The sequence below is a fragment of the Bacillus sp. FSL P2-0099 genome (genome assembly GCF_038007445.1).
GTDB classification, from domain to species: Bacteria; Bacillota; Bacilli; order Bacillales; family Bacillaceae_G; genus Bacillus_A; species Bacillus_A mycoides.
The window spans coordinates 2282457-2303575 of record NZ_JBBOXE010000001.1 but is presented as its reverse complement, the minus strand read 5'-3'; the positions used below and the strand labels follow the sequence as shown (position 1 = coordinate 2303575).

Annotated in this window: 16 protein-coding genes, 1 riboswitch and 2 other annotated features; of the genes, 2 read left to right on the top strand and 14 right to left on the bottom strand. The window is 35.1% G+C overall.

Going from position 1 to position 21119, the window contains the following annotated elements; translation table 11 throughout:
* Nucleotides 1-40: 40 nt before the first annotated feature.
* The 6 genes from thrS to MKY90_RS11770 form a co-directional block, all read right to left on the bottom strand.
* Nucleotides 41-1960: a threonine--tRNA ligase gene (gene thrS / locus MKY90_RS11800; protein ID WP_098168165.1), complete on the bottom strand. Its 1920-nt coding sequence runs from the start codon at nucleotides 1958-1960 to the stop codon at nucleotides 41-43.
* A gap of 44 nt (nucleotides 1961-2004) precedes the next feature.
* Nucleotides 2005-2227, bottom strand: a binding site (T-box leader).
* 37 nt (nucleotides 2228-2264) lie between these two features.
* Nucleotides 2265-2488: a binding site (T-box leader), on the bottom strand.
* Nucleotides 2489-2609: 121 nt separating this feature from the next.
* The gene (locus MKY90_RS11795; RefSeq protein ID WP_002085707.1) at nucleotides 2610-3317 is read right to left on the bottom strand and encodes a pseudouridine synthase; all 708 of its coding nucleotides are present in this window, start codon (nucleotides 3315-3317) and stop codon (nucleotides 2610-2612) included.
* Nucleotides 3318-3761: 444 nt separating this feature from the next.
* Nucleotides 3762-4127, bottom strand: coding sequence for a VOC family protein (locus MKY90_RS11785; RefSeq protein WP_002031902.1), 366 nt, complete (start codon nucleotides 4125-4127; stop codon nucleotides 3762-3764).
* A gap of 99 nt (nucleotides 4128-4226) precedes the next feature.
* Nucleotides 4227-4856 carry a DUF4937 domain-containing protein gene (locus MKY90_RS11780; protein WP_098168164.1) on the bottom strand — a complete coding sequence of 210 codons (630 nt, stop codon included), beginning with the start codon at nucleotides 4854-4856 and terminating at the stop codon, nucleotides 4227-4229.
* Nucleotides 4857-4880: 24 nt separating this feature from the next.
* A complete protein-coding gene (locus MKY90_RS11775) occupies nucleotides 4881-5138 on the bottom strand; it encodes a PhzF family phenazine biosynthesis protein (RefSeq protein ID WP_098634979.1) in 258 nt (85 codons plus the stop codon).
* A gap of 81 nt (nucleotides 5139-5219) precedes the next feature.
* The gene (locus MKY90_RS11770; RefSeq protein ID WP_098634978.1) at nucleotides 5220-6038 is read right to left on the bottom strand and encodes a nucleotidyltransferase; all 819 of its coding nucleotides are present in this window, start codon (nucleotides 6036-6038) and stop codon (nucleotides 5220-5222) included.
* 435 nt (nucleotides 6039-6473) lie between these two features.
* Nucleotides 6474-6593, top strand: a riboswitch (glycine riboswitch).
* A gap of 107 nt (nucleotides 6594-6700) precedes the next feature.
* Between MKY90_RS11770 and MKY90_RS11765 the strand changes: the two genes are divergently transcribed.
* Entirely contained in the window at nucleotides 6701-8068 is a 1368-nt protein-coding gene (locus tag MKY90_RS11765; RefSeq protein WP_002012784.1) for an alanine/glycine:cation symporter family protein, read from the top strand.
* Nucleotides 8069-8117: 49 nt separating this feature from the next.
* On the opposite strand, the gene MKY90_RS11760 is transcribed toward MKY90_RS11765, so the two are convergent.
* Nucleotides 8118-8648, bottom strand: coding sequence for a DinB family protein (locus MKY90_RS11760; RefSeq protein WP_341091403.1), 531 nt, complete (start codon nucleotides 8646-8648; stop codon nucleotides 8118-8120).
* A gap of 14 nt (nucleotides 8649-8662) precedes the next feature.
* Complete coding sequence (locus MKY90_RS11755) at nucleotides 8663-9430, bottom strand: DUF3891 family protein (RefSeq protein ID WP_061688769.1); 768 nt, start codon at nucleotides 9428-9430, stop codon at nucleotides 8663-8665.
* A 204-nt stretch (nucleotides 9431-9634) separates the two neighbouring features.
* Between MKY90_RS11755 and MKY90_RS11750 the strand changes: the two genes are divergently transcribed.
* Nucleotides 9635-9907: an HU family DNA-binding protein gene (locus MKY90_RS11750; RefSeq protein ID WP_002012780.1), complete on the top strand. Its 273-nt coding sequence runs from the start codon at nucleotides 9635-9637 to the stop codon at nucleotides 9905-9907.
* 50 nt (nucleotides 9908-9957) lie between these two features.
* Here the strand turns inward: MKY90_RS11750 and MKY90_RS11745 are convergent, their stop codons facing one another.
* The 6 genes from MKY90_RS11745 to MKY90_RS11720 all read right to left on the bottom strand — a co-directional run bounded on the left by MKY90_RS11745 (nucleotide 9958) and on the right by MKY90_RS11720 (nucleotide 21101).
* Nucleotides 9958-10500, bottom strand: coding sequence for a hypothetical protein (locus MKY90_RS11745; protein ID WP_002012778.1), 543 nt, complete (start codon nucleotides 10498-10500; stop codon nucleotides 9958-9960).
* A gap of 36 nt (nucleotides 10501-10536) precedes the next feature.
* The gene (gene sfp, locus MKY90_RS11740; protein WP_002031914.1) at nucleotides 10537-11286 is read right to left on the bottom strand and encodes a 4'-phosphopantetheinyl transferase Sfp; all 750 of its coding nucleotides are present in this window, start codon (nucleotides 11284-11286) and stop codon (nucleotides 10537-10539) included.
* Nucleotides 11287-11350: 64 nt separating this feature from the next.
* A complete protein-coding gene (locus MKY90_RS11735; RefSeq protein WP_098168161.1) occupies nucleotides 11351-12793 on the bottom strand; it encodes an MDR family MFS transporter in 1443 nt (480 codons plus the stop codon).
* Nucleotides 12793-13017, bottom strand: a complete 225-nt coding sequence (locus tag MKY90_RS11730) for an MbtH family protein (protein ID WP_000184075.1) — start codon at nucleotides 13015-13017, stop codon at nucleotides 12793-12795. Before MKY90_RS11730 ends, MKY90_RS11735 begins: the two co-directional genes overlap by 1 nt.
* Nucleotides 13014-20174: an amino acid adenylation domain-containing protein gene (locus MKY90_RS11725; RefSeq protein WP_341091398.1), complete on the bottom strand. Its 7161-nt coding sequence runs from the start codon at nucleotides 20172-20174 to the stop codon at nucleotides 13014-13016. Before MKY90_RS11725 ends, MKY90_RS11730 begins: the two co-directional genes overlap by 4 nt.
* Nucleotides 20175-20207: 33 nt before the next feature.
* Nucleotides 20208-21101: an isochorismatase family protein gene (locus tag MKY90_RS11720; RefSeq protein WP_098168159.1), complete on the bottom strand. Its 894-nt coding sequence runs from the start codon at nucleotides 21099-21101 to the stop codon at nucleotides 20208-20210.
* Between the last annotated feature and the right edge of the window lie 18 nt (nucleotides 21102-21119).

Genomic DNA, 21119 nt, shown 5'->3' with positions numbered 1-21119 from the left:
TTCAGTATTACATATTAATGGTGTGTTTTATTATCAATCTCTATTTCCTATTTTTAATTTCCTCTTTCATACTTTCCACAAACGCATCTAGTTCAAGAACTTCTGACTTCTCTTCACCATATTTCCGTACATTTACAGCTTCGCTTTCCATTTCCTTATCACCAACAACAAGAACATACGGTACTTTTTGCATTTGCGCTTCTCTTATTTTATATCCTAACTTTTCATCTCGCATATCTCGTTCAACCCGAATTCCAGCTTGTGCTAATTTGTCTGCAACCTCATCTGCGTATTGTACATGCACTGCATTTGAAACTGGAATTACTTTCACTTGAACTGGTGCTACCCATGCCGGGAACGCGCCTCCAAAGTGCTCAATTAATATCGCTAAGAATCGGTCTAACGAGCCTAAAACTGCCCTGTGAATGACAACTGGTCTTCTCTTTTCATTCTTCTCATCTATATAATTTAAATCGAATTTCTCTGGCATTTGGAAATCGAGCTGGATTGTTCCGCACTGATGACTTCTATTTAAAGCATCTTTAATATGGAAATCAATTTTCGGTCCATAAAATGCGCCGTCACCTTCATTTAGTCTATATTTATAATTTAATGAATGTAATACATTTTCTAATGCCGCTTCTGCTTGCTCCCACAATTTATCATCACCCATTGAATCTTCTGGACGAGTAGAAAGCTCTACTTCATACTGGAATCCAAAAGTTTTATATACGTAATCAATTTGCGCCATTACTGATTTAATTTCATCTTCAATTTGTTCTGGAGTTACAAATAAATGAGCATCATCTTGGCAGAAAGTACGAACTCTTAATAATCCGTTTAAAGCGCCACTAAATTCATGTCGATGCACTTGACCGAACTCACACATACGAATCGGTAATTCACGATAAGAATGTAATTTATTTTTAAACATAAGCATATGGCCTGGGCAATTCATCGGTTTTAACGCAAAACTTTTATGATCTACTTCTGAGAAATACATATTGTCTTTGTAATGTCCCCAGTGTCCTGATTTCTCCCATAATTCTTGATTCATCATAAATGGAGTACGCACTTCTTGATAATTGTACTCATTTTGAATTTCTCTTAAAAATGCTTCTAATTCATTGCGAATAATCTGTCCTTTTGGCAAGTAAAAGGGCATTCCCGGAGCCTCTTCCGAAAACATAAACAATTCAAGTTCACTACCTAATTTCCGATGATTTCTCTTCGCAGCCTCTTCAACAAAATGCAAATAATTTTCTAATTCTTTTTGTGAAGCAAATGCAACGCCATATATACGCTGAAGCACTTGATTGTTACTATCGCCTCGCCAATATGCACCAGAAACATGAGTTAATTGAAATGCTTTCAAATAACCAGTAGATGGCAAATGTGGTCCTCTACATAAATCTACAAATTCACCTTGTTTATAAAGTGTTACACTCTCCCCATTAGGAATTGCTTCTAAAAGCTCTAATTTCAAACTATCATTCATTTCTTGAAACAGTTTTTTTGCTTCTTCTCGAGAGATTTCAACTCGTTCTATCTTTACATTTTCATTTATAATATTTTTCATTTCTTTTTCGATTTTCGGTAAATCTTCTACGTTTACACTACTTGGAAGATCCATGTCATAATAAAATCCATTTTCAATGACTGGCCCTACACCAAGGTTTACATCACCATAAATTCTTTTTACAGCTTGCGCTAATATATGTGCCGCAGAGTGTCTTGCAATTTTTACCCCTTCATCTGAATCCATAGTAATGATTTCAACTTTCGCACTTTCTTCAATGTTTCGTCGTAAATCAAAAGACTTATCATTAACTTTTCCTGCGACTGCTTTCTTTTTCAAGCTACTACTAATTGCCCCAGCAATTTCTTCTAAAGTAATGCCTTTCACAAATTCTTTAACGCTACCATCTGGAAATTTAATTTCGATCATCTGTTTTTTCATTTTTCATCTCTCCATTTCATAATAAAAAGCACACTCATCCCTAAAATAGGGACGAGTGTGCTTTTACCCGTGGTTCCACCCAGATTCCCATCGCAAATATACAATGGCTTCTTTTACGGTAACGTCGTTTACACGGCACTAGATACTTGATTTCCCCAGTGCAGCTCTAAGGTGGTAAGTTATTTTACTGCGTTAGGAAGTTCTCAGCTTTTCTTCCTTCTCTGTATAACCGTTTAAAATAACTCGTGTCCTTTTCTTCGCTTATTATGAAATAAAATATAAAAAAGCATATTCATCCCTAGTAAATAGGGACGAATATGCTTATATTCGTGGTTCCACCCAGATTCCCATCACAAAAAACATAATGGCTTCTTTTGCGATAACGTCGCTTACACGGCACTAGATACTTGATTTCCCCAGTGCAGCTCTAAGGTGGTAAGTTATTTTACTGCGTTAGGAAGTTCTCAGCTTTCCTTCCTTCTCTGTATAACCGTTTAAAATAACTCGTGTCCTTTTCTTTGCTTTTGTAACAATTACATTTATTGTTATTTAATATATCCTATTCATTTTATTTTTACAAGTGTTAAAAATATATTTTTTATTCAAAAAAAAGAAACCAAAAACATTTTTTGGTCTCCCCTTCTCTTTTTTACCAATCTTGTGGTTCGTAATTTAAGTCTGAAAATAGGCGTTTCTTCTCTTTTTTCGATAAATCTCTCCACTGTCCGACTGGTAAATTATTCAACTCAATATTCATAATTCTCGTACGTTTTAACGTGTATACTTGATAACCCAAAGCTTCACACATACGGCGAATTTGACGATTTAGCCCCTGTGTTAAAATAATTTGGAACTCATATTTTGATAACTGTGTTACTTCACAAGGAAGTGTTTTTGTATCTAAAATTTTAACACCTGCTGCCATTTTCTCTAAAAACTCCGGTGTAATCGGCTTATCTACTGAAACGATATATTCTTTCTCATGTTTGTTTTCAGCACGTAAAATCTCATTAACGATATCGCCATCATTCGTTAACAAAATTAAACCGTCTGAGTCTTTGTCGAGACGTCCGATGTGATTAATTCGTAAAGGATGATTCACTAAATCGATAATGTTACCTTTTACGGCTTTTTCACTTGTACATGTAATACCTACTGGTTTATTTAAAGCGATATACACATGGTCTCGAGCAATACGAAGTTGCTCTCCATTTACTCGTACGTCATCACCTGGATTTACTTGGTCACCAATTTTTGCAACCTTACCGTTAATAATTACTTTTCTCTCGTTAATTAACTTATCTGCTCCACGTCGAGACGCTTTTCCAGCTTCACTAATAAATTTATTGATACGCAAGTTAGGCACATCCTTTTCATAAAAAATTTCAAGCTCACACTGCTTCTACCGTACAATACAAAAGGGTAAGCCTCCTATTATAACTTAAATATATTAACATGAAAGGGTATATGACGTCTTCACTTAATTACATGTTTACACGAAAATAATTGGTCCTCTTTTCCTTTTCACCTCAAACTGTTTAGCAGTCAATAGATCAACCCTTGAATATAACATCATTTATTTACTTTTTTCATAGATAATATACCGATATAAGTTTGATTAATCATGCCTAAATAACTCACAATATGTGAAAAATAAAAAAGAACCCTTTTGAAAATAATCAAAATGGATCCTTCTTCAACTAAACGAATACTAGTTTTTATACAAAAGTGTTCAATAATTATAATCTTTGATAGAAAACATCGTTCAACAAACAAAATAATCTCGAACTCCCCTAATTTTTTACGCTTCACTATTTTCTTCACATACTCCAAAAAGAAGCCCTTGATTATCTATACAATAAGCAAAGTAACCCATATTAGGAATAGCAGTTTTAGGTACAACTACTTGTCCACCATTTTCAATAACTTTATTTATGTACTCATCTACTGAAGGTACTTCAATCGAATTAGTTGTCCTAGTAGCACCATCAGGTGATTTCATTAATCCACCATCGATACCAGGTCTATCACTCTCACCTGTAATTATGAACCAATAGTCATGTGGCCCAGGCATTTTTTCAAACTTCCATCCAAAACTATTTGTATAAAATTGAATAGCTTCTTCAGGGTTTGGGACTTGCAATTCAAATCTTAAAACTCTACTCATTTAAATATCTCCCCTCTTATTCTTGTACAAAGTAATTATACAAGAACTAATGTTCTGTATCAAATTTTTCGAAACTAGCTACTTTAATAAGTTCTAACTTTATTTAGAAGCGGCAACAGACCATTCTTCCTTCCGAATAACTCTCTTCCCATTTATATTTTCAACATACTCATTTACATTTGCTAACTGATATAACTCTGGGAAAATTTCTTTCATATAGAGTTCATGTGCTATTTCATCTTGCCAATACGTTAATACTATGTAACGATTTTCAGTCTTTAAAGACTTCCCAACAACTCCACCTAACATTCCTTTTGCATTTTCCATTCCTTTATTCCAAATTGTTTCTTGCGTATGTAAAAAATCCTTTTCTTTACCTTCTTTCACATCGCAAATTGCAACTCTTACAAATGACCCTTGTGCAGTTACGTCTTTCAAAGGAGTTTCTGTTATATCATACAACGTTTGAAACATTTCAATATTACAGGAAGTATATGTGCCTTCTTGATTACTATTTAAAAAAATTGTATCATGAGCATCATTCATGAATGATTGATATGCATTTCTATCCTTCCATAAAGTATACACACACGCTTCAGCTTCATTCCACCCACCAAATTGTCCATAGAATCCGTCTAAATACTGTAAATCACGCCATTTTTCTTGTGCATCAGAAAACAATTCCCTTTTCTCTTCTTCCACCTTACAAAATATTGTTTTTAATAGCATTTCTAATCCCCCTTATGATACGGTTCATTTCCCACTTGCAATACTTTCTATTTTTCCACCAACGCAAACATTAATTTTACTCTCAATCACCTCTGCTTCTATATGTATTAGAGAATGGCGATTTATCTCATCCTCTTGTCCAACATGCATATTTATCTTTTCCGTTCCAAGATAACGATATTTTATAAGATACGCCGCTAAACATCCATTTGAGCTTCCTGTCGCCACATCCTCTGTGATTCCATAATAATCTGCAAAATCACGGACATTAAGATCATTGATTTCCTAAATGTAAAAATCCCAATATCTCTCCTCTCTTCTATTCTTCAATACAATCTGTTTACATAATGAAATTATAGTTTATTAAATTTGTATATTTTTCAAAGAATCCTCTACTTTTTCTATCAACCAATCACCAAACGTATCTAAAAATGATAAGATTTCTTCTATATCTTTTATCGGTTCAATTACATATTGTAGTGCTTTCCTCATATTTTTTTCTTGTTCGGGAAAATGCTTACTAAATAACTCATATGCTGGATATAGGTCCCTGGAATACAGCCCTTCTCTATCAATTGTTAATGCTAGACCTGCCCTGACTACAATCTTCATGATCCAACGACAACAATCCTCTATATCATCTACGTCCTTATTATGAATTAACTCTTCGTGTGTTTGTTCAATTTGTTTCCGCAAATGAATGAGATGTTCATACACTATCTCCTGACTTACTTTATATTTAGGTAAATATAATTTTACGTCTTCACCTAATATACATACACTATGTGTCTGAATCATAAATCCTATAAAAGAAAAATCCTCTGAGTTTATTACTTCTTTTTCACTATAAAAACTTAACTCCACTCCTGATATACAATTAAACTGCTGTGTAATTTGGACTTCTAGCTCCTTTCTCCAGCTTAAGTCAATTACTTGAGGATTCTTTCGAACTAATATAATCATATCTACATCTGCAACTCCTTCTATCCCAATCCCTCTTGGAATAGAACCCCTTATATAAACACTGTGCAAATCATCCCGCAAAAATTGACAACAAGTATCCTTTATTTCTTGTATTACCTCCAAAAACACAGGCTGAATTTTATTAAAATGTGCATCGTTTATAATAAATCCTTCATCATCCACAGGACAAAAACGCCCTATTTTTTTTATTCTTGGCAATTTATCAACTCATTTCCCTATAAAATATTGGTTTATTCCACACATACAACAATTATAATTCAAATAATTCAGAATTGAAAATTTGAAAGTAAGACATAAATAATCCTACATTGTTACGTCCTATCTCTTTTATCACCATTCATTTTTCGAATATATAATAAGTAATCTCTCCTGAGATCATAAAATAGAAGATAAATTAGGAATACCAAAAAAATAAGTTTATTTACTATTTCAAAATAAAAAATGATTGCATTTCATTAATTGTATATCTATAATGTTTTTATTGATTCTATACAGAATCAATGCGTTTAAGTTTTTAATTTTATAATTCGGATGAACCATTCAGGAGAAGGTCTATTGATCTACCGATGGGGCAAAAAGTTGCTGAACCAACTTTGAAACTCTCAGGTCTTGTTTACAAGTAGAACTGCATGGGGACGAATCTCTGGAGAGACTCCCTCTCGCTTAATATAGCGCGGAGGAAAACGAGCACCGAAGGAGCAAATCCGCTAATCTAGCGGATAATCTCTCAGGTAAAAGGACAGAGACAAGCGAAAGAAAATGCCGATTTGTATCGGTTTATTTTTCTATCCCTTGTTTCTCCAGAGACCATTTCATTTCCTTGAAGTGGTTTTTATTTTTTCTAAAAAAGGAGAATACAGATGGAGACAGTAAGTAAAGTATTAGAACAAATTAATCAGTATGTGTGGGGGTTACCAACTTTGTTGCTACTCGTTGGAACTGGTATCATTCTCACAGTGCGCTTAAAAGGTTTACAGTTTAGTAAACTAATATACGCTCACAAGCTAGCTTTTAAAAAATCAGAGGATACATCATCTTCTGGAGATATTAGTCACTTCCAAGCACTGATGACAGCTATGGCTGCAACGATTGGTATGGGAAATATAGCAGGTGTCGCAACTGCTGTGACAATCGGTGGACCCGGCGCAATCTTTTGGATGTGGATTACTGCTTTATTTGGAATGGCAACAAAGTATGCCGAAGCAATTCTTGCGGTGAAATACCGTGTTAGTAATGAAAATGGTGAATACTCCGGTGGACCAATGTATTATTTAGAACGTGGTTTAGGGAAAAAATGGCTGGCTGTTTTATTCGCTATATTCGGCACAGCTGCTTCTTTCGGTATCGGTAATATGGTTCAATCTAATTCAGTTGCAGAGGCAATGCGAATCAATTTTTCTTTCCCTCCTGCATTAACTGGTATACTCATGTCATTCTTAATCGCTATCGTTATTTTGGGCGGTGTAAAAAAGATTGGTAGAGTTACTGGATATATCGTTCCTATTAAAGCATTCTTTTATATAATCGCTGGCCTTATTATTATTTTCTATCACTTTGATCAAATTCCAGAAGCATTTTCACTTATTTTTTCTGGTGCATTTCAAGGTACTGCAGCTGCTGGTGGTTTTATCGGAGCAACAGTTGCATCTGCAATTCAAATAGGAATGGCACGTGGTGTATTTGCTAACGAGGCTGGTTTAGGAAGTGCTCCTATTGCTGCGGCTGCTGCCAAAACAGATTCACCTGCAAAACAAGCTTTAGTTTCTATGACTGGTACTTTTCTAGATACATTTATTGTATGTACAATTACGGGGCTAGTATTAATTACTACAGGCGCATGGAAATCAGGTAAAACTGGTGTTGAAGCTACAACATTAGCATTCCAATCCGTATTCGGTACTGCTGGTAGTATGATTCTCGGTATCGCCATTATATTATTCGCCTACTCTACTATTTTAGGTTGGTCGTATTACGGAGAGAAGTGTGTAGCTTATTTATTCGGACAAGGTGCTGTACGATATTATAAAGCAATCTTTATCGTTATGATTGCAATAGGTGCTAATTTAAAGCTAGGTGTCGTATGGACATTTGCCGATATTGCAAATGGACTTATGGCGATTCCAAACTTAATTGGTCTAATCGGATTAAGTGGTATTGTTGTCGCTGAAACGAATCGCTTTTTACAAGCAGAGAAATTGAAAGAAAGTCATAAAAAACAGGCAAGTTAATCACTAAAAAAAGGAATGGTTCATTTATAATAAGCCATTCCTTTTTTCTCTATTTCAATTCCTTTCCCTCCTGAACCATATGTAAATAAAGTACAAAATCCATCATTGTAGATGAATAACCAAGTTGACGGATCATTGCTGTTATATTCCCTCTATGATATGTACCATGATTTACGACGTGTTGCACTAACTCTAAAATGGAAGTGTCTAATGCACCTGCATATGGGTTCTCAATAACAAATACAGTATTTACGTCTTGTATTCTACTTAAAAATTCTTTATATTGATTTGCCATGTTTTCAAACATTTTTTCTAATTCATGTAACGATTTAGTTTCGATTTGTTTTCGTAATTTTTCTCGGTCTTGTATTACTTCACCCATACTTTTACCATGCAATATGTGTAACCACACTTGATCTGTAATATAAATATGTACAAAAGTATCCTTAATTGATGGGAATACACTCTGTATCTGTTCATTAAAAATTGTCTCATAGTTTGGTAACTCTTTTAGTCGGTTGAATAATCGTGTATTAGCCCAAGCATGGTAATCAAACTGTTTTAACATGTAATCTTTCAATCTAAATCGCCTCCTTATTGTATGAAACGAATGTTTTGCTTCTTCATTTCCGATTCTCTATCAGCTTTTACAATCCCTTTTTCTTTAACTTCATGTTTATTTATAGTTTTATATTTTACATACGTATGAAATTCCGCTTTAAATGGAAACGATGTTATTTGAATTGTTTCTTCATCCACCCATTCAGCTTGAATAGGCTTCTCCCCCTTACTATTAAACATTTCTGTTCCTTCAAAACCCTCTTTAAATAAATCAATTTCATCTTTCTTTTTTACACCAGGTTTATTCATACATACATATAAGGAAAGTTCATCACAAAACTTTAATAATCTATAATGTTTATCAAACATCGCATATTGTTCTTTTGTTAACGTTTTCAAAATTCTTTTTTGTCGTTCCAATTCATTTTTATAAAAAGACATCATCTCTTCATCTTCCTCATTTAATGAAAATGATAAAAAGTGCTTACTACAAAGTAGCGCCCCGTATGGATTTGACTCTTCAACTGCATTCAAACCAATCGTATAAAAAACAAAGCGTAATGAACTTGGACAATCCATAAATGTATATGGAATATTTTTAGCATCATTCAAAATTGGTACTTTATCAAGCTCTATCCATCCTCTATCATGCTCATATATAGCATCAATTGTCTCTTTTAAGTATATTTTATCTTCAAAAAAATCTTCTATTATATGTCTTGCAATTTCACCAGCTAAAAAACCATGATCATGTTGACGAATTAATATACTTTCTTTCTCATTCTTTTCACGAAAAATCATCCGTATATTCCCCCTCATCCTCATATTACAGCTTGTTGTATGCATCAATTCTTAATTAATCCCTAAATATTAGCAGGGATTCAGTTTCTTTCAACGAAATTAACATAAATATACAGCATTCTTTCTAATCACAAAGTTAGCTTTATCTTTACTAACCATTATACTAAAACATTCATTCTAAAAAATTTTTTATGAGGTGAAAACATGAACAAAACAGAATTAGTTAAAAATGTAGCACAATCAGCTGATATTTCTCAAAAGGATGCTTCTGCAGCTGTACAATCCGTATTTGACACAATTGCTAATGCATTACAATCTGGCGATAAAGTGCAACTAATCGGCTTTGGAACTTTTGAAGTGCGTGAAAGATCTGCTCGTACAGGGCGTAATCCGCAAACTGGAGAAGAAATTCAGATTGCTGCTGGTAAAGTTCCAGCATTTAAAGCAGGAAAAGAATTAAAAGAAGCTGTTAAATAAACAAGAAACCAGCCATTTTATAGGCTGGTTTCTTGTTTATTGTTTATTTCTTATTTAAGCAGTTCCTTTATATTCTCTGCATGATACACTTCACAAATATAAAATACACATTTGCAGTTACTTACAATTTGATATTTTCTAGTTGGATAAACATTCGCCGCAACAGAACATCCATCAAACAATTCGATAATATTTCCAGATGGCTGATATCCTTCATATAATACGTTTCTTCTTACTTCCATCTTTTCTATAAGGTTTTCAACAGGAATATTTCCACTCTCTAATTCACTCTTTATTGTATCCGGTAAAAACGAAGTGTCTGCAAAAATTAGATTTTCAGATAACACCTTACCTTTATAACTAACATTAGATACGCGATAAAGAAATGTTCCGTTTTTATCAAAGAAATTCTTTGCTTCTTTCGGAATGTATTGTCTATCGAGCGCTTCCTGTTCAAGTACATCAAACTGAACTGTATCTTTTACAAGTTTTTCTAAAGCTAGAATAGATGACGTATTTCTAGAAAACAACATATCTTTAATTGCCTGTACATTATAAGTTAATTCAGTTTTTCTATTTTCCGCTACTAACATGAGGAACACCTCTTCTATAAGAAATTTTATTAAAAATTAACGATGATTTAATAGCAATCCCGCGTCTAACTGCGTAATTTCAGTTACTTCTTTACTAAATATTGCAATGGAAGCCATATAATCTAAACTAGGTCTTACATCTTCCATCATTGTATTTTCTGCTAACTCTTGTCTATCTTTAAAAATCAACAATTTTGGAGGGTCATTTGGAGCTGATACTGTAATTTCTACTGGTGGAATCAATAGTCCTTCACCTGTCGCTTTCAGCACTGCTTCTTTTCGAGTCCAATATGTTAAAAACCCTTCTAGTCGCTGCTCATCAGGTAATTTCATAACTTGTGCTATTTCAATGTCTGTTAATACGCCCTCTGCCATTTTCATAACATCTATATTTGGATTCATTTGCTCAACATCAACACCCACAGGTGCAGATTTAGTAAATGCCACAACAACCCACTCACCCGAATGTGAGACTGATATTTGCGGCATCCCTTCTGGTAACTGTGGTCTGCCATGTTGTAATTTACATACTGGGCACATTCGATCAATTGGCACTTGAACTGGCGACATAGAAAGTACCTTTCCAAGTACTAATCTACTAATTACACAACCTATTATAAAACGCGCACGGTCTGCCGAATGATGATATGAATTTGCTTTCTCTCGCTCTACATCATTTAGTAAATTGTAATGCCATGATTGTAAATCTGAAATTCTTGCCCACCATATTTGACAACTATTCTCATTAAGGGTTGGTACAGAATCTACAACTTTACTCTCTATCATGTAAACTCTCTCCTTTTAAATGCCAATATTACTTTATTTTAAAAGAGTATTAGCATGCTGCAACTCATTCATTTACAACTTCTTTCTCTTTTTGTAATACAGATAACGGCTTTTTATTCTTCTTTGACATTACCTCTTTATCGGAAATACGTAAAGAAAATAGTAATGCTATGAGTAAAAATATTGCTGATCCAATTAATGCTGCTTGATATGGTAAAAAATCTGACTGTGCATTATTCTGTACGTTATTACTTCCAAAACCAGATAGTATACTAGCTAAAACAGCAACTCCTATTGCAGATCCTAATCGGTTTTGCACATTGAATATAGTAGTTGCTCTCCCCATAGAAGGTGGTGCAATATTGTTAAAAGCAGAAAATTGAACCGCACCGACAGATTGACCTAAGAAAATACCAATGCCAAACAATAGTGCCCGAATTTGCCATGGATTCGTATCATGATTTACAAAACTTAATAAAATAAAGATAACCGCCGTACTTACTAATCCAATAGAGATTACCTTTCGAGCTCCTAAATTCTTATATGACCATGGTACAATCTGCGAAGAAATCATTAATCCAATCGCCTCTGGGAATGTAGTAAGACCCGATTCCAGCGCGGAAACTCCTATTACATTTTGATACATAAGCGGAAAAATAAATAACATTCCTAGTAAACCAGCTGATGAAAACAACGAAATAAGACTCATTTTTCTAAAGACCGGTTCTTTTAATAAGTGTAAATCTAACATCGGTTGCTTTACTTTAAGTTCTACAATAATAAACAATGTAAGTAATACAATCCCAGCTATCCCAATACTAATTATTTCTGGAGAAACCCAACCTTTTGACGGGCCTTGACTGAGTGCATAGATGAGCATCGCAAAACCTGGTGCTGAAAGAACAAAACCGAGAGAATCAAAACGACCAGCCGATTTTTCAATATGCTCTGCTAAAAATAGAAGTCCAAATAGCAACGCAATGATACCAAACGGCAGATTAATATAAAATGCCCAGCGCCAAGACATTTGATCTACAAAGAAACCACCAATAATTGGTCCGATCGCTGGTGCTACAGCAATTGGAAGTACAATAAATCGAGAAATTTTTGGTCTTTCCTCTGGTGAAAATGTTCGGAATAACATCGCCATCCCGACTGGTGTTAAAAGTCCGCCACCAGCACCTTGAATGATACGAAAAATGTTTAATGAAGTAATATCATTAGCAATTCCACATAGTGCAGATGCAATTGTAAAAACGAAAAGGGCAGTTAAAAATACTTTTTTCGTACCAAAGCGATCTCCTAACCAACCAGAAATCGGAAGGAAAATAGCTAAGCTAACTAAATACCCAACATTTACAGTCCCCATTGCAGATGGGGGCACTTGCAGTTCTTTGCTTATCGTTTGCAGTGCTACATTCACAATCGTTGCATCCATCGCAGCCATAAACATCGCTGTTATATAAACGATGCTTACAACTACTTTTGGATTTATTTTTACTTTCATTATTGTTTTCCTACTAATATTTTTTCGCTAATTTGATTTTTTTTCGGCTCTAAATCATTCCAGTTAACTTCAACGTATTCTAAGCAAACTTGTCTGCTAGCTTCTTCATGTACGACATTCCATCCAATTGGTACATCGAGAAAGGCAGGCCAGAGAGAATACTGGCCCTCCTCATTCATTAATACTTTATATGTGTAATTATCATTTTCAAATGGATTCGTCATACTTTACTTACCCCTTTCTTATTCTGCAAATATTTCGCTAGCACTTGTCCAATTTCTGTAAGTGGGCCTGGCTGACATAAATCTTTATGTCTACAATCAATGTCATGCTGCACGATTTCCCCGTCTAAATAATTTAGCCACGTATTTGGAGAAATAGGATCAAACCAGTCTGGTATAACAGTAGATCTAAAGAATAAAATATCCCCGTTATAAACTTTTGGCACGTATTTCCCTAACAACCCTACTGAATTTACATATGTTTCTTTCAAGTTTAAAATAGTCTCTTCCTCAAGACTTGCTAATGCACTTCCATCTTTGCGAAGTATTGCAACCGCACTTTCCATAGTAAGTGGTTTACCATCCATGTTATCTGGATCATATCCACCTAAAGCAAGTAATGCGATTAACGCTTCTTCTTCAGTAGGTGCTTCCGTATTCGGTAAGAAGTGACCAGGATACGAATCCAGCATAACGAGTAATTCTACTTCTTCCCCTTCATTTTGAAGTTGCGCCGCCATAGCATGAACAACATTTCCTCCAAGCGACCATCCGAGTAAACGATATGGTCCGTGAGGCTGTATTTCACGAACGTGTTTTAAATAATCCGCCGCCATCTCCTCTAAGCTTTTTGGAAGTTCTTCATTTTCAGCGATACCACGTGCTTGTACACCATAGATTGGATAATCTGTTCCTAAAGATTTCATAAGTCCTGCATAGCACCAACTTAATCCACCTGCTGGATGTACACAAAATAGTGGTAATTGATCTCCGCTTGCTCGTAATGGAAGCAACACATCAAGTGCACTTTGACCATTCCCCATTTCAAGTCTTTCAGCAAGCCCTGCAACAGTAGGTGCTGCAAATAAAGTTCCGATATTTAGTTCAACCCCAAGTGCCTCTTTAATACGGCTCATCAGCTGCACTGCAAGAAGTGAATGACCACCAAGATCAAAGAATCCATCATCAATTCCAATTTGAGACACACTTAAAACTTCTGTAAACAAGTCGCATAACATTTCTTCTTGCGGTGTTCTTGGTCCGCGGCTAGAAGATGATGCAATAAATTCTGGAGCTGGCAATGCCTTTCTATCTAATTTACCGTTTGGAGTTAAAGGCAACTCATTTACTACTACAAAAGCGTACGGAACCATGTAATCTGGTAAACTACCTCCTGCATGCTGACGCATTTCATTCGTATCAATCGTTTCATTATTTGATGCGACGATATAAGAAACTAATCGTTTATCCCCTGGTTGATCTTCTCGTACAATAACAGCTACTTGTTCAACTTTAGGATGTTTCATTATTACCGCTTCTATTTCCCCTAATTCAATTCGGAATCCACGAATTTTAATTTGATGATCTGCACGTCCTATATAATCTAACGTCCCATCTTGACGCCAGCGCGCTAGGTCTCCTGTACGATACATTCTTGTGCCTGGCTTACCAAATGGATCTGCGATAAAACGTTCAGCAGTTAATCCTGCTCTTCCTAAATATCCACGAGCCAGTCCTGCACCTGCAACATACATTTCTCCAACTACTCCAGGTGGCATCGGTTGTAAATAGTTATCTAATACGTATACTTTAAGATCCGGTATACTGCACCCGATTAAACTATTTGCTCGTAAAGAGACGATGCTCTCATCTAATTCAATATAACTAACATGTACCGTCGTCTCCGTTATACCGTACATATTAATAAGCTTCGGTGAGTTATGAGGATGACGACTATACCAATCTTCTAATCGACTTAGTTCAAGTGCTTCTCCTCCAAAAACAACATATCGTAAAGATAATTTTTGACCAATCTCTTCATTTTCACGATCGGCTTGCATCAATTGATAGAACGCTGATGGAGTTTGGTTTAAAACAGTCACCTTTTCCTTAACAAGCAGTTGTAAAAATTCTTTCGGCGAGCGACTTACAGTATGTGGTACTACAACTAAACGCCCTCCATATAATAAAGGTCCCCAAATTTCCCAAACCGAGAAATCAAAAGCGTATGAATGGAACATCGTCCACACATCTTCTGCGTCAAATTGGAACCAATGATCAGTTGCTCCTAAAAGTCTTACTACATTTTGATGAGGTATCATAACCCCTTTCGGTCTACCTGTTGAGCCTGACGTATAAATAACGTAAGCAATATGTGAAGGAGATAACGGCTTCATGCGCTCCATTTCATCTATATTGTCTTCACTATATTTCTCAATTTCTTCTATTACGTTCACATCATCAACTAAAACCTTTAGTGCTTCATCACATTCAATTTCCACATCTGAATTTGTTAAAACACATGATGGTTTCGCATCGTGTAGCATAAATGAGATACGATCTGACGGATAATCCGGATCTAACGGAAGGTATCCCGCACCAGCTTTAAGAACAGCAAGTAAGCTTACAACCATATTTAAAGATCTCGGCATCGCTAAAGCAACAAGTTGATCAGGACCGATTCCTTTCGCTATTAACAAACGAGCTATTTTATTCGCTTTTCTATTTAACTCTTCATAAGTTAGCTTTTCATCTTCAAAGACGACAGCAATAGAATTTTGATTTACATGAGCCTGCTTTTCAAATAATTGTGGCAATGTCATTTCAGGTACAATTTGAAAACCACCATTCCACTTTTCTAAAACTGTATTTCGCTCTGCTAAAGTTAATATTTCTAATCTACCAATTGATTGATCCGGATGTTTCTCTGCATCATCTAATAATAGAATGAATCGTTCTATTAGTTTTTGAACCGTTTCACGTTTATATAAATCGGTACTAAACTCTAACAATCCGTGTAAGCCGTTTGGAGTACCATCAACTCCGTTACTCTCGCTAATTTCAAATGTTAAATCAAATTTTGCAGAACCAACACTTTGAATTTCAAGGCTCGCTTCTAAATCCGGTACATTAAACGTTGCTTCTGGCGTATTTTGGAAAGCTAACATAACTTGAAACAGCGGATGGCTATTTCGAGTTCGTACTGGGTTTAACACTTCAACAAGTCGTTCAAATGGAACATCTTGATTTTCATAAGCTGCAAGGTTTACCTGTTTCACTCTATTTAATAATTCTTTAAAACTTGGATCTCCTGATGTATTAGTGCGTAACACTAATGTATTTACAAATAAACCAACTATATCCGTGAGTACATCGTCGTTTCTTCCAGCAATCGGACTACCTAATGGTATATCAGTTCCAGCACCTAATCTTGTAAATAAGGCACTTAGTCCTGCTTGCAACACCATAAACAAACTAACTCCATTTTTACGAGCGAGCTCCACTAACCTACTATGCATACCTTCATCTAAATGAAAATGAATTGTTTCCCCGCGATAACTAGTTTCAATTGGGCGCTGGTAATCTGTAGGTAACTCCATTTGATCTGGTAAACCTTTTAACTCTTCTTTCCAAAAATCTAATTGTGTTGAAATAATACTGTCTGGTTTTGTTTCATCACCTAATAGCTGTTGTTGCCATAGTGAATAATCTGCGTATTGAACTGGAAGGGTTTCTAGTTGAACACTATCACCTTGACATCGTGCTTTATAAGCCGCTGTAAAGTCTCTCGTTAACGGTTGTAATGACCATCCATCTCCTACAATATGATGCAAAAGAATTAGTAAAACATGTTCGTTTTCACTCACTTTAAAAAGTTGCAAACGAACTGCTGGCTCAACATCAAGGTTAAAGCTATATTTTACCGCCTCTGAAAGTACACTTTCTAATTCATCTTTACATGTTTTTGTTATAATCATTTCTAGATTTAAGTCTTCCATATTTAAAATTTCCTGATATGAACTACCTAATACATTAGGGAAAATTGTTCTAAGTGTTTCATGTTTCTTCACTACATCATAAAAGGCACCTTGCAGTGCTTCCTCATTCAATTTTCCAGACATACGAATGACTAACGGAATATTATAAGTAGGACTTGGACCTTCTAAACAATTTAAGAACCATAACCTGCGCTGTGCAAATGAAAGTGGAACTTCATTTGGCCTACTTACTTTCTTAATAGCTGGTCTTGCGCTTTTTGCATGATCCAATTGTTTCGCTAATTCAGCAACAGTTGGTAATTCAAATAGCTTTCCGATTCCTAATTCTACACTTAACGTTTCACGAATTCTTGCCATTAAACGAGATGCAAGAAGCGAATGGCCACCCATTTCAAAGAAATTATCATCTATACTAATTCGTGAAACACCAAGTACCTCAGCAAATAAATCACATAATATTTCTTCTTTCGGATTTCTAGCAACTCTCTCATTGTTCATTCCATTAAAATCAGGAGCAGGTAATTTCTTTCTATCAATCTTACCATTTGGCGTTAATGGTAATTCTTCTAGCACAACAAATGCCGATGGTACCATATAATTCGCTAAACTTTCTGAAACATAAGAACGAATTTCTGAAAGATTAATTGGTTCCTTCTCTTCGGCAACGATATACGCGATGATTCGTTTATCATTTGGGCGATCTTCTCGTACCATTACTACCGCTTGTTGAATATTTTTATGTCGTTGTAATACCGTTTCAATTTCAGCTAATTCAATTCGGAAACCGCGAATTTTAATTTGATGATCTGCGCGACTAATGTACTCTAACACACCATCGTTACGCCATTTCACAAGATCACCTGTGCGATACATACGTGCTCCAGCTTTCCCATAAGGATTTGCAACAAACCGTTCAGCTGTTAACTCAGGTTTTCCTAAATATCCGTTTGCAAGCCCTTCCCCTGCAATATATAATTCGCCTATAACTCCAGGTGGAACTGGTTGTAACCCTGCATCCAATACATATACTTCTGTATTCCAAATTGGCTTTCCAATAGGAGGTATACCACTTTCACTTTCATCAATATTCATGTAAGTAGACCAAATTGTCGTTTCAGTTGGTCCATATAAGTTACTTATAGAGCAACCTAATTCTTTTAATTTATTTGCTAAATGTGCTGGTAGAGCTTCACCACCAACGAGTACGTTTAGCTCTTGTAGCCGCTCTGGATATTCAGTTACTAACGCCTGCCAGAGCGTCGGTGTAGCTTGCATAATTGTCACTCTTTCTTCTTGTAAAAGTGTCGTTAATGCAGAAGGCTCTTGGATTACTTCTTTTTGAGCAATTGTTATACTTGCACCACTAATAAGAGGTAAATATATTTCTAGAGCAGAAATATCAAACGCAAACGTTGTAACCGCTAATAAATGATCGTTTTCATTTAATGAAAACGTATGTTGCATAGCCAATAAGAAGTTACTTAAACCTTTCATAGAAACAATTACACCTTTTGGATTTCCTGTTGATCCTGAAGTGTAAATTGTATACGCTGGATTTAAAAGTGATTCATTATTTTTAAATGATATATTCATATGAGAATATGTTTTTAACGCTATTTTCGTTTCTTCGCTATCTAATATGATTTTTTTAATATCATTTTCTATAACTAAAGTAGATGAAACAGATGAATGTGTTATGATACAAACCGGATTTGCATCATTTACTATATAATTAATTCGCTCGGCTGGGTATTCTGGATCTATCGGTAAATATGCTGCACCTGCCTTTAGAACTGCTAACATACTAACTACCATTTCTATTGATCTCGGAAATACTAAGGCTACAAATTGATTTGCTTGTATTCCTTCTTCTACTAAATAGTTTGCAAGTTCATTTGCTCGTTCATTTAGCTCTTTATACGTAAGTTTTATCCCGTTACAAGTAACTGCTATATTATTTGAATTTTTTTGTACTTGTTTTTCAAATAATATAGGTAGATTAATTAGCTCTTCAGCTCTCTTAGTTTCATTCCATTCCAATAAAACTTTATGATTTTCTTCAGGAAGAGTAATGTTTATTTTTCCAATCGGCTCGTCTTTGTGATCATTATTTATCACTAATTCTAATAGATTCATAAATCTTTCTTTATGCAATGCTAGTTCCGCACCGTTATATACTTCCGGATTCGCATCAAAATGAATCATTAGCTCATTTTCATCGAAGCGCTTATATACATTTATCGATAAATCATCGACAGGTCCTGCTGATAAATTATGTGTAATACCACGATTTCCAGCAAAGTTAAGCCCGTAATCAAAAGGCATAACATTCACTAACGGCCCAAACAACCTTTGATTTTCACTTAGTAACTTTAAGTCTCTTCTTAATTCCTCATGACGATATTTATGATGACGACGTACGTCTCGAATTTCTTTAGAAACTTGCTGTATTAATTCTGCAAAAGTTATATTTGGAGTTAACTTTAGACGAAGTGGAACTAAATTCATTACCATGCTAGGTGTATGAATAGATACAGAACCAAGACGCCCCATCATCGGTAAACCTAAAACAATATCATTTGCACCTGTTAATTTATGCATATAAATACTTGTTACAGCTACAACAAATTCGGGCCAACTCGTTAACGAAATATTAATATCTTCTAGTAAAGTTTTCGTACTAGCATTTGATAAATAAGCAGTTTCTCGTAAAAATCCATTTGATGTTCTCGGCGCTCGTTCTGCTAAACTTATAACTTCCGGTTCATCTGCAAACTTTTCTAGCCAAAAAGTACGATTTTCCTGAAATTGTTTAGATTCACGATACTCATTATCTTCTTGTACAATTTTGGCAAGAGAACCAAATGGCTTTTCATTCTTATTTGTTTCTTCTATAAGTGATGTATACTCATTCGCTACCTTTTGGCTAAGAAGTGAAAATCCATAGCCATCCATCACAATGTGATGGATGCGCTGATACCAAAAGAAACGATTATTTTCAACTTGAATAAGTGCTTCAGTAAATAATTTATCTTCTTTTAAATCTATTGGTACAGATAAATCATTTTTCATCCATTCCTTAGCAGCTTCTTCAGGATTTCCCTCTTTACGAACGTCAATAAAATGCATATGAAACGTTGACGATTCCTCAATAACTTGCCATGGGCCAATTTCATTCTCTTCGAAACGAACATGAAGTGCTTCTGCTTCTTTTACCACTTTACGTACAGCTAACTCGAAAATTTCATGATTAATATTTCCGTTTATTTCTATATATTCCCCAGTATTATAAATCGGATTAAGCGGATCTAATTGTTGCGCAAACCACATACCAGACTGCGCAGATGATAACGAATGACGAATCTTTTGACTATTAGGCATTCTTTACTACCCCTTTATTATGTAGTCTATTTGTTACAGCACTTGTGCTGCTTGTGAAGATAGTAAACGGTACCAATCATCAACAGTTGGACGTTCTGCTAAATCTGCAAAAGTGATTTCTTTCCCTTCGCGGCGCCACTTCTCTACTAAACTCATAATTCTGACCGAATCAAGTCCTCTATTTAATAAGTCTTCATCAACTTCAATACTCTCTACTGGCTCACGGAGTAGTTGTGCAACTAGTTCATGTACTTTCTGTAAAGTGATTCCTTCACTGTCATCGCTTTTTACACTTTGTAAATCTTTTAATAGTAAGTTTGTTGATGTCGTTACTGCACATCTATTAGATGCATACTGCAATGCTTGTTTATGATGCTCTAGCGAAAAATCAGCAACTGCATCTGCTACAAAAAATGGCTCTATACCATCCATAAATGCTTCACAAGCTGTTAAAAGACAGCCAATATGCGCATAAATACCGCAAATAATAAGTTGATCTCTTCCCTGCTCATTTAAAATTTCTAATAGATTCGTCTTTTTAAATGCACTATATCTCCATTTGGTTAGGAATATATCATCCTCATCTGGAGTAAGCTCATCGACAATTTTCTTTTTATCTGGTCCAGCAGGAATACCGTCACCCCAAAAGTCTTGTAATAACCCTCGTTGTTCTAACGTTTGTCCACCAGGTTGTGCTGTATAAACAACTGGTATACCAAGTTCCTTGCATCTTTCTCTTATCACCTTAATATTTGAAATTAGTTCTACTTTTGGCGATTCTTTATCGCTATATGCATCAAGAAAATATTCTTGCATGTCATGGATTAGAAGAACCGCACGTTTCGGATCTGGCGTCCAATTCACTTTATTTTTTGGTAGTTCTGATTCAATTGGCATTTTATATACTGAAATAGATGGGATAGCCATCTAATCACTTCCTTCCGA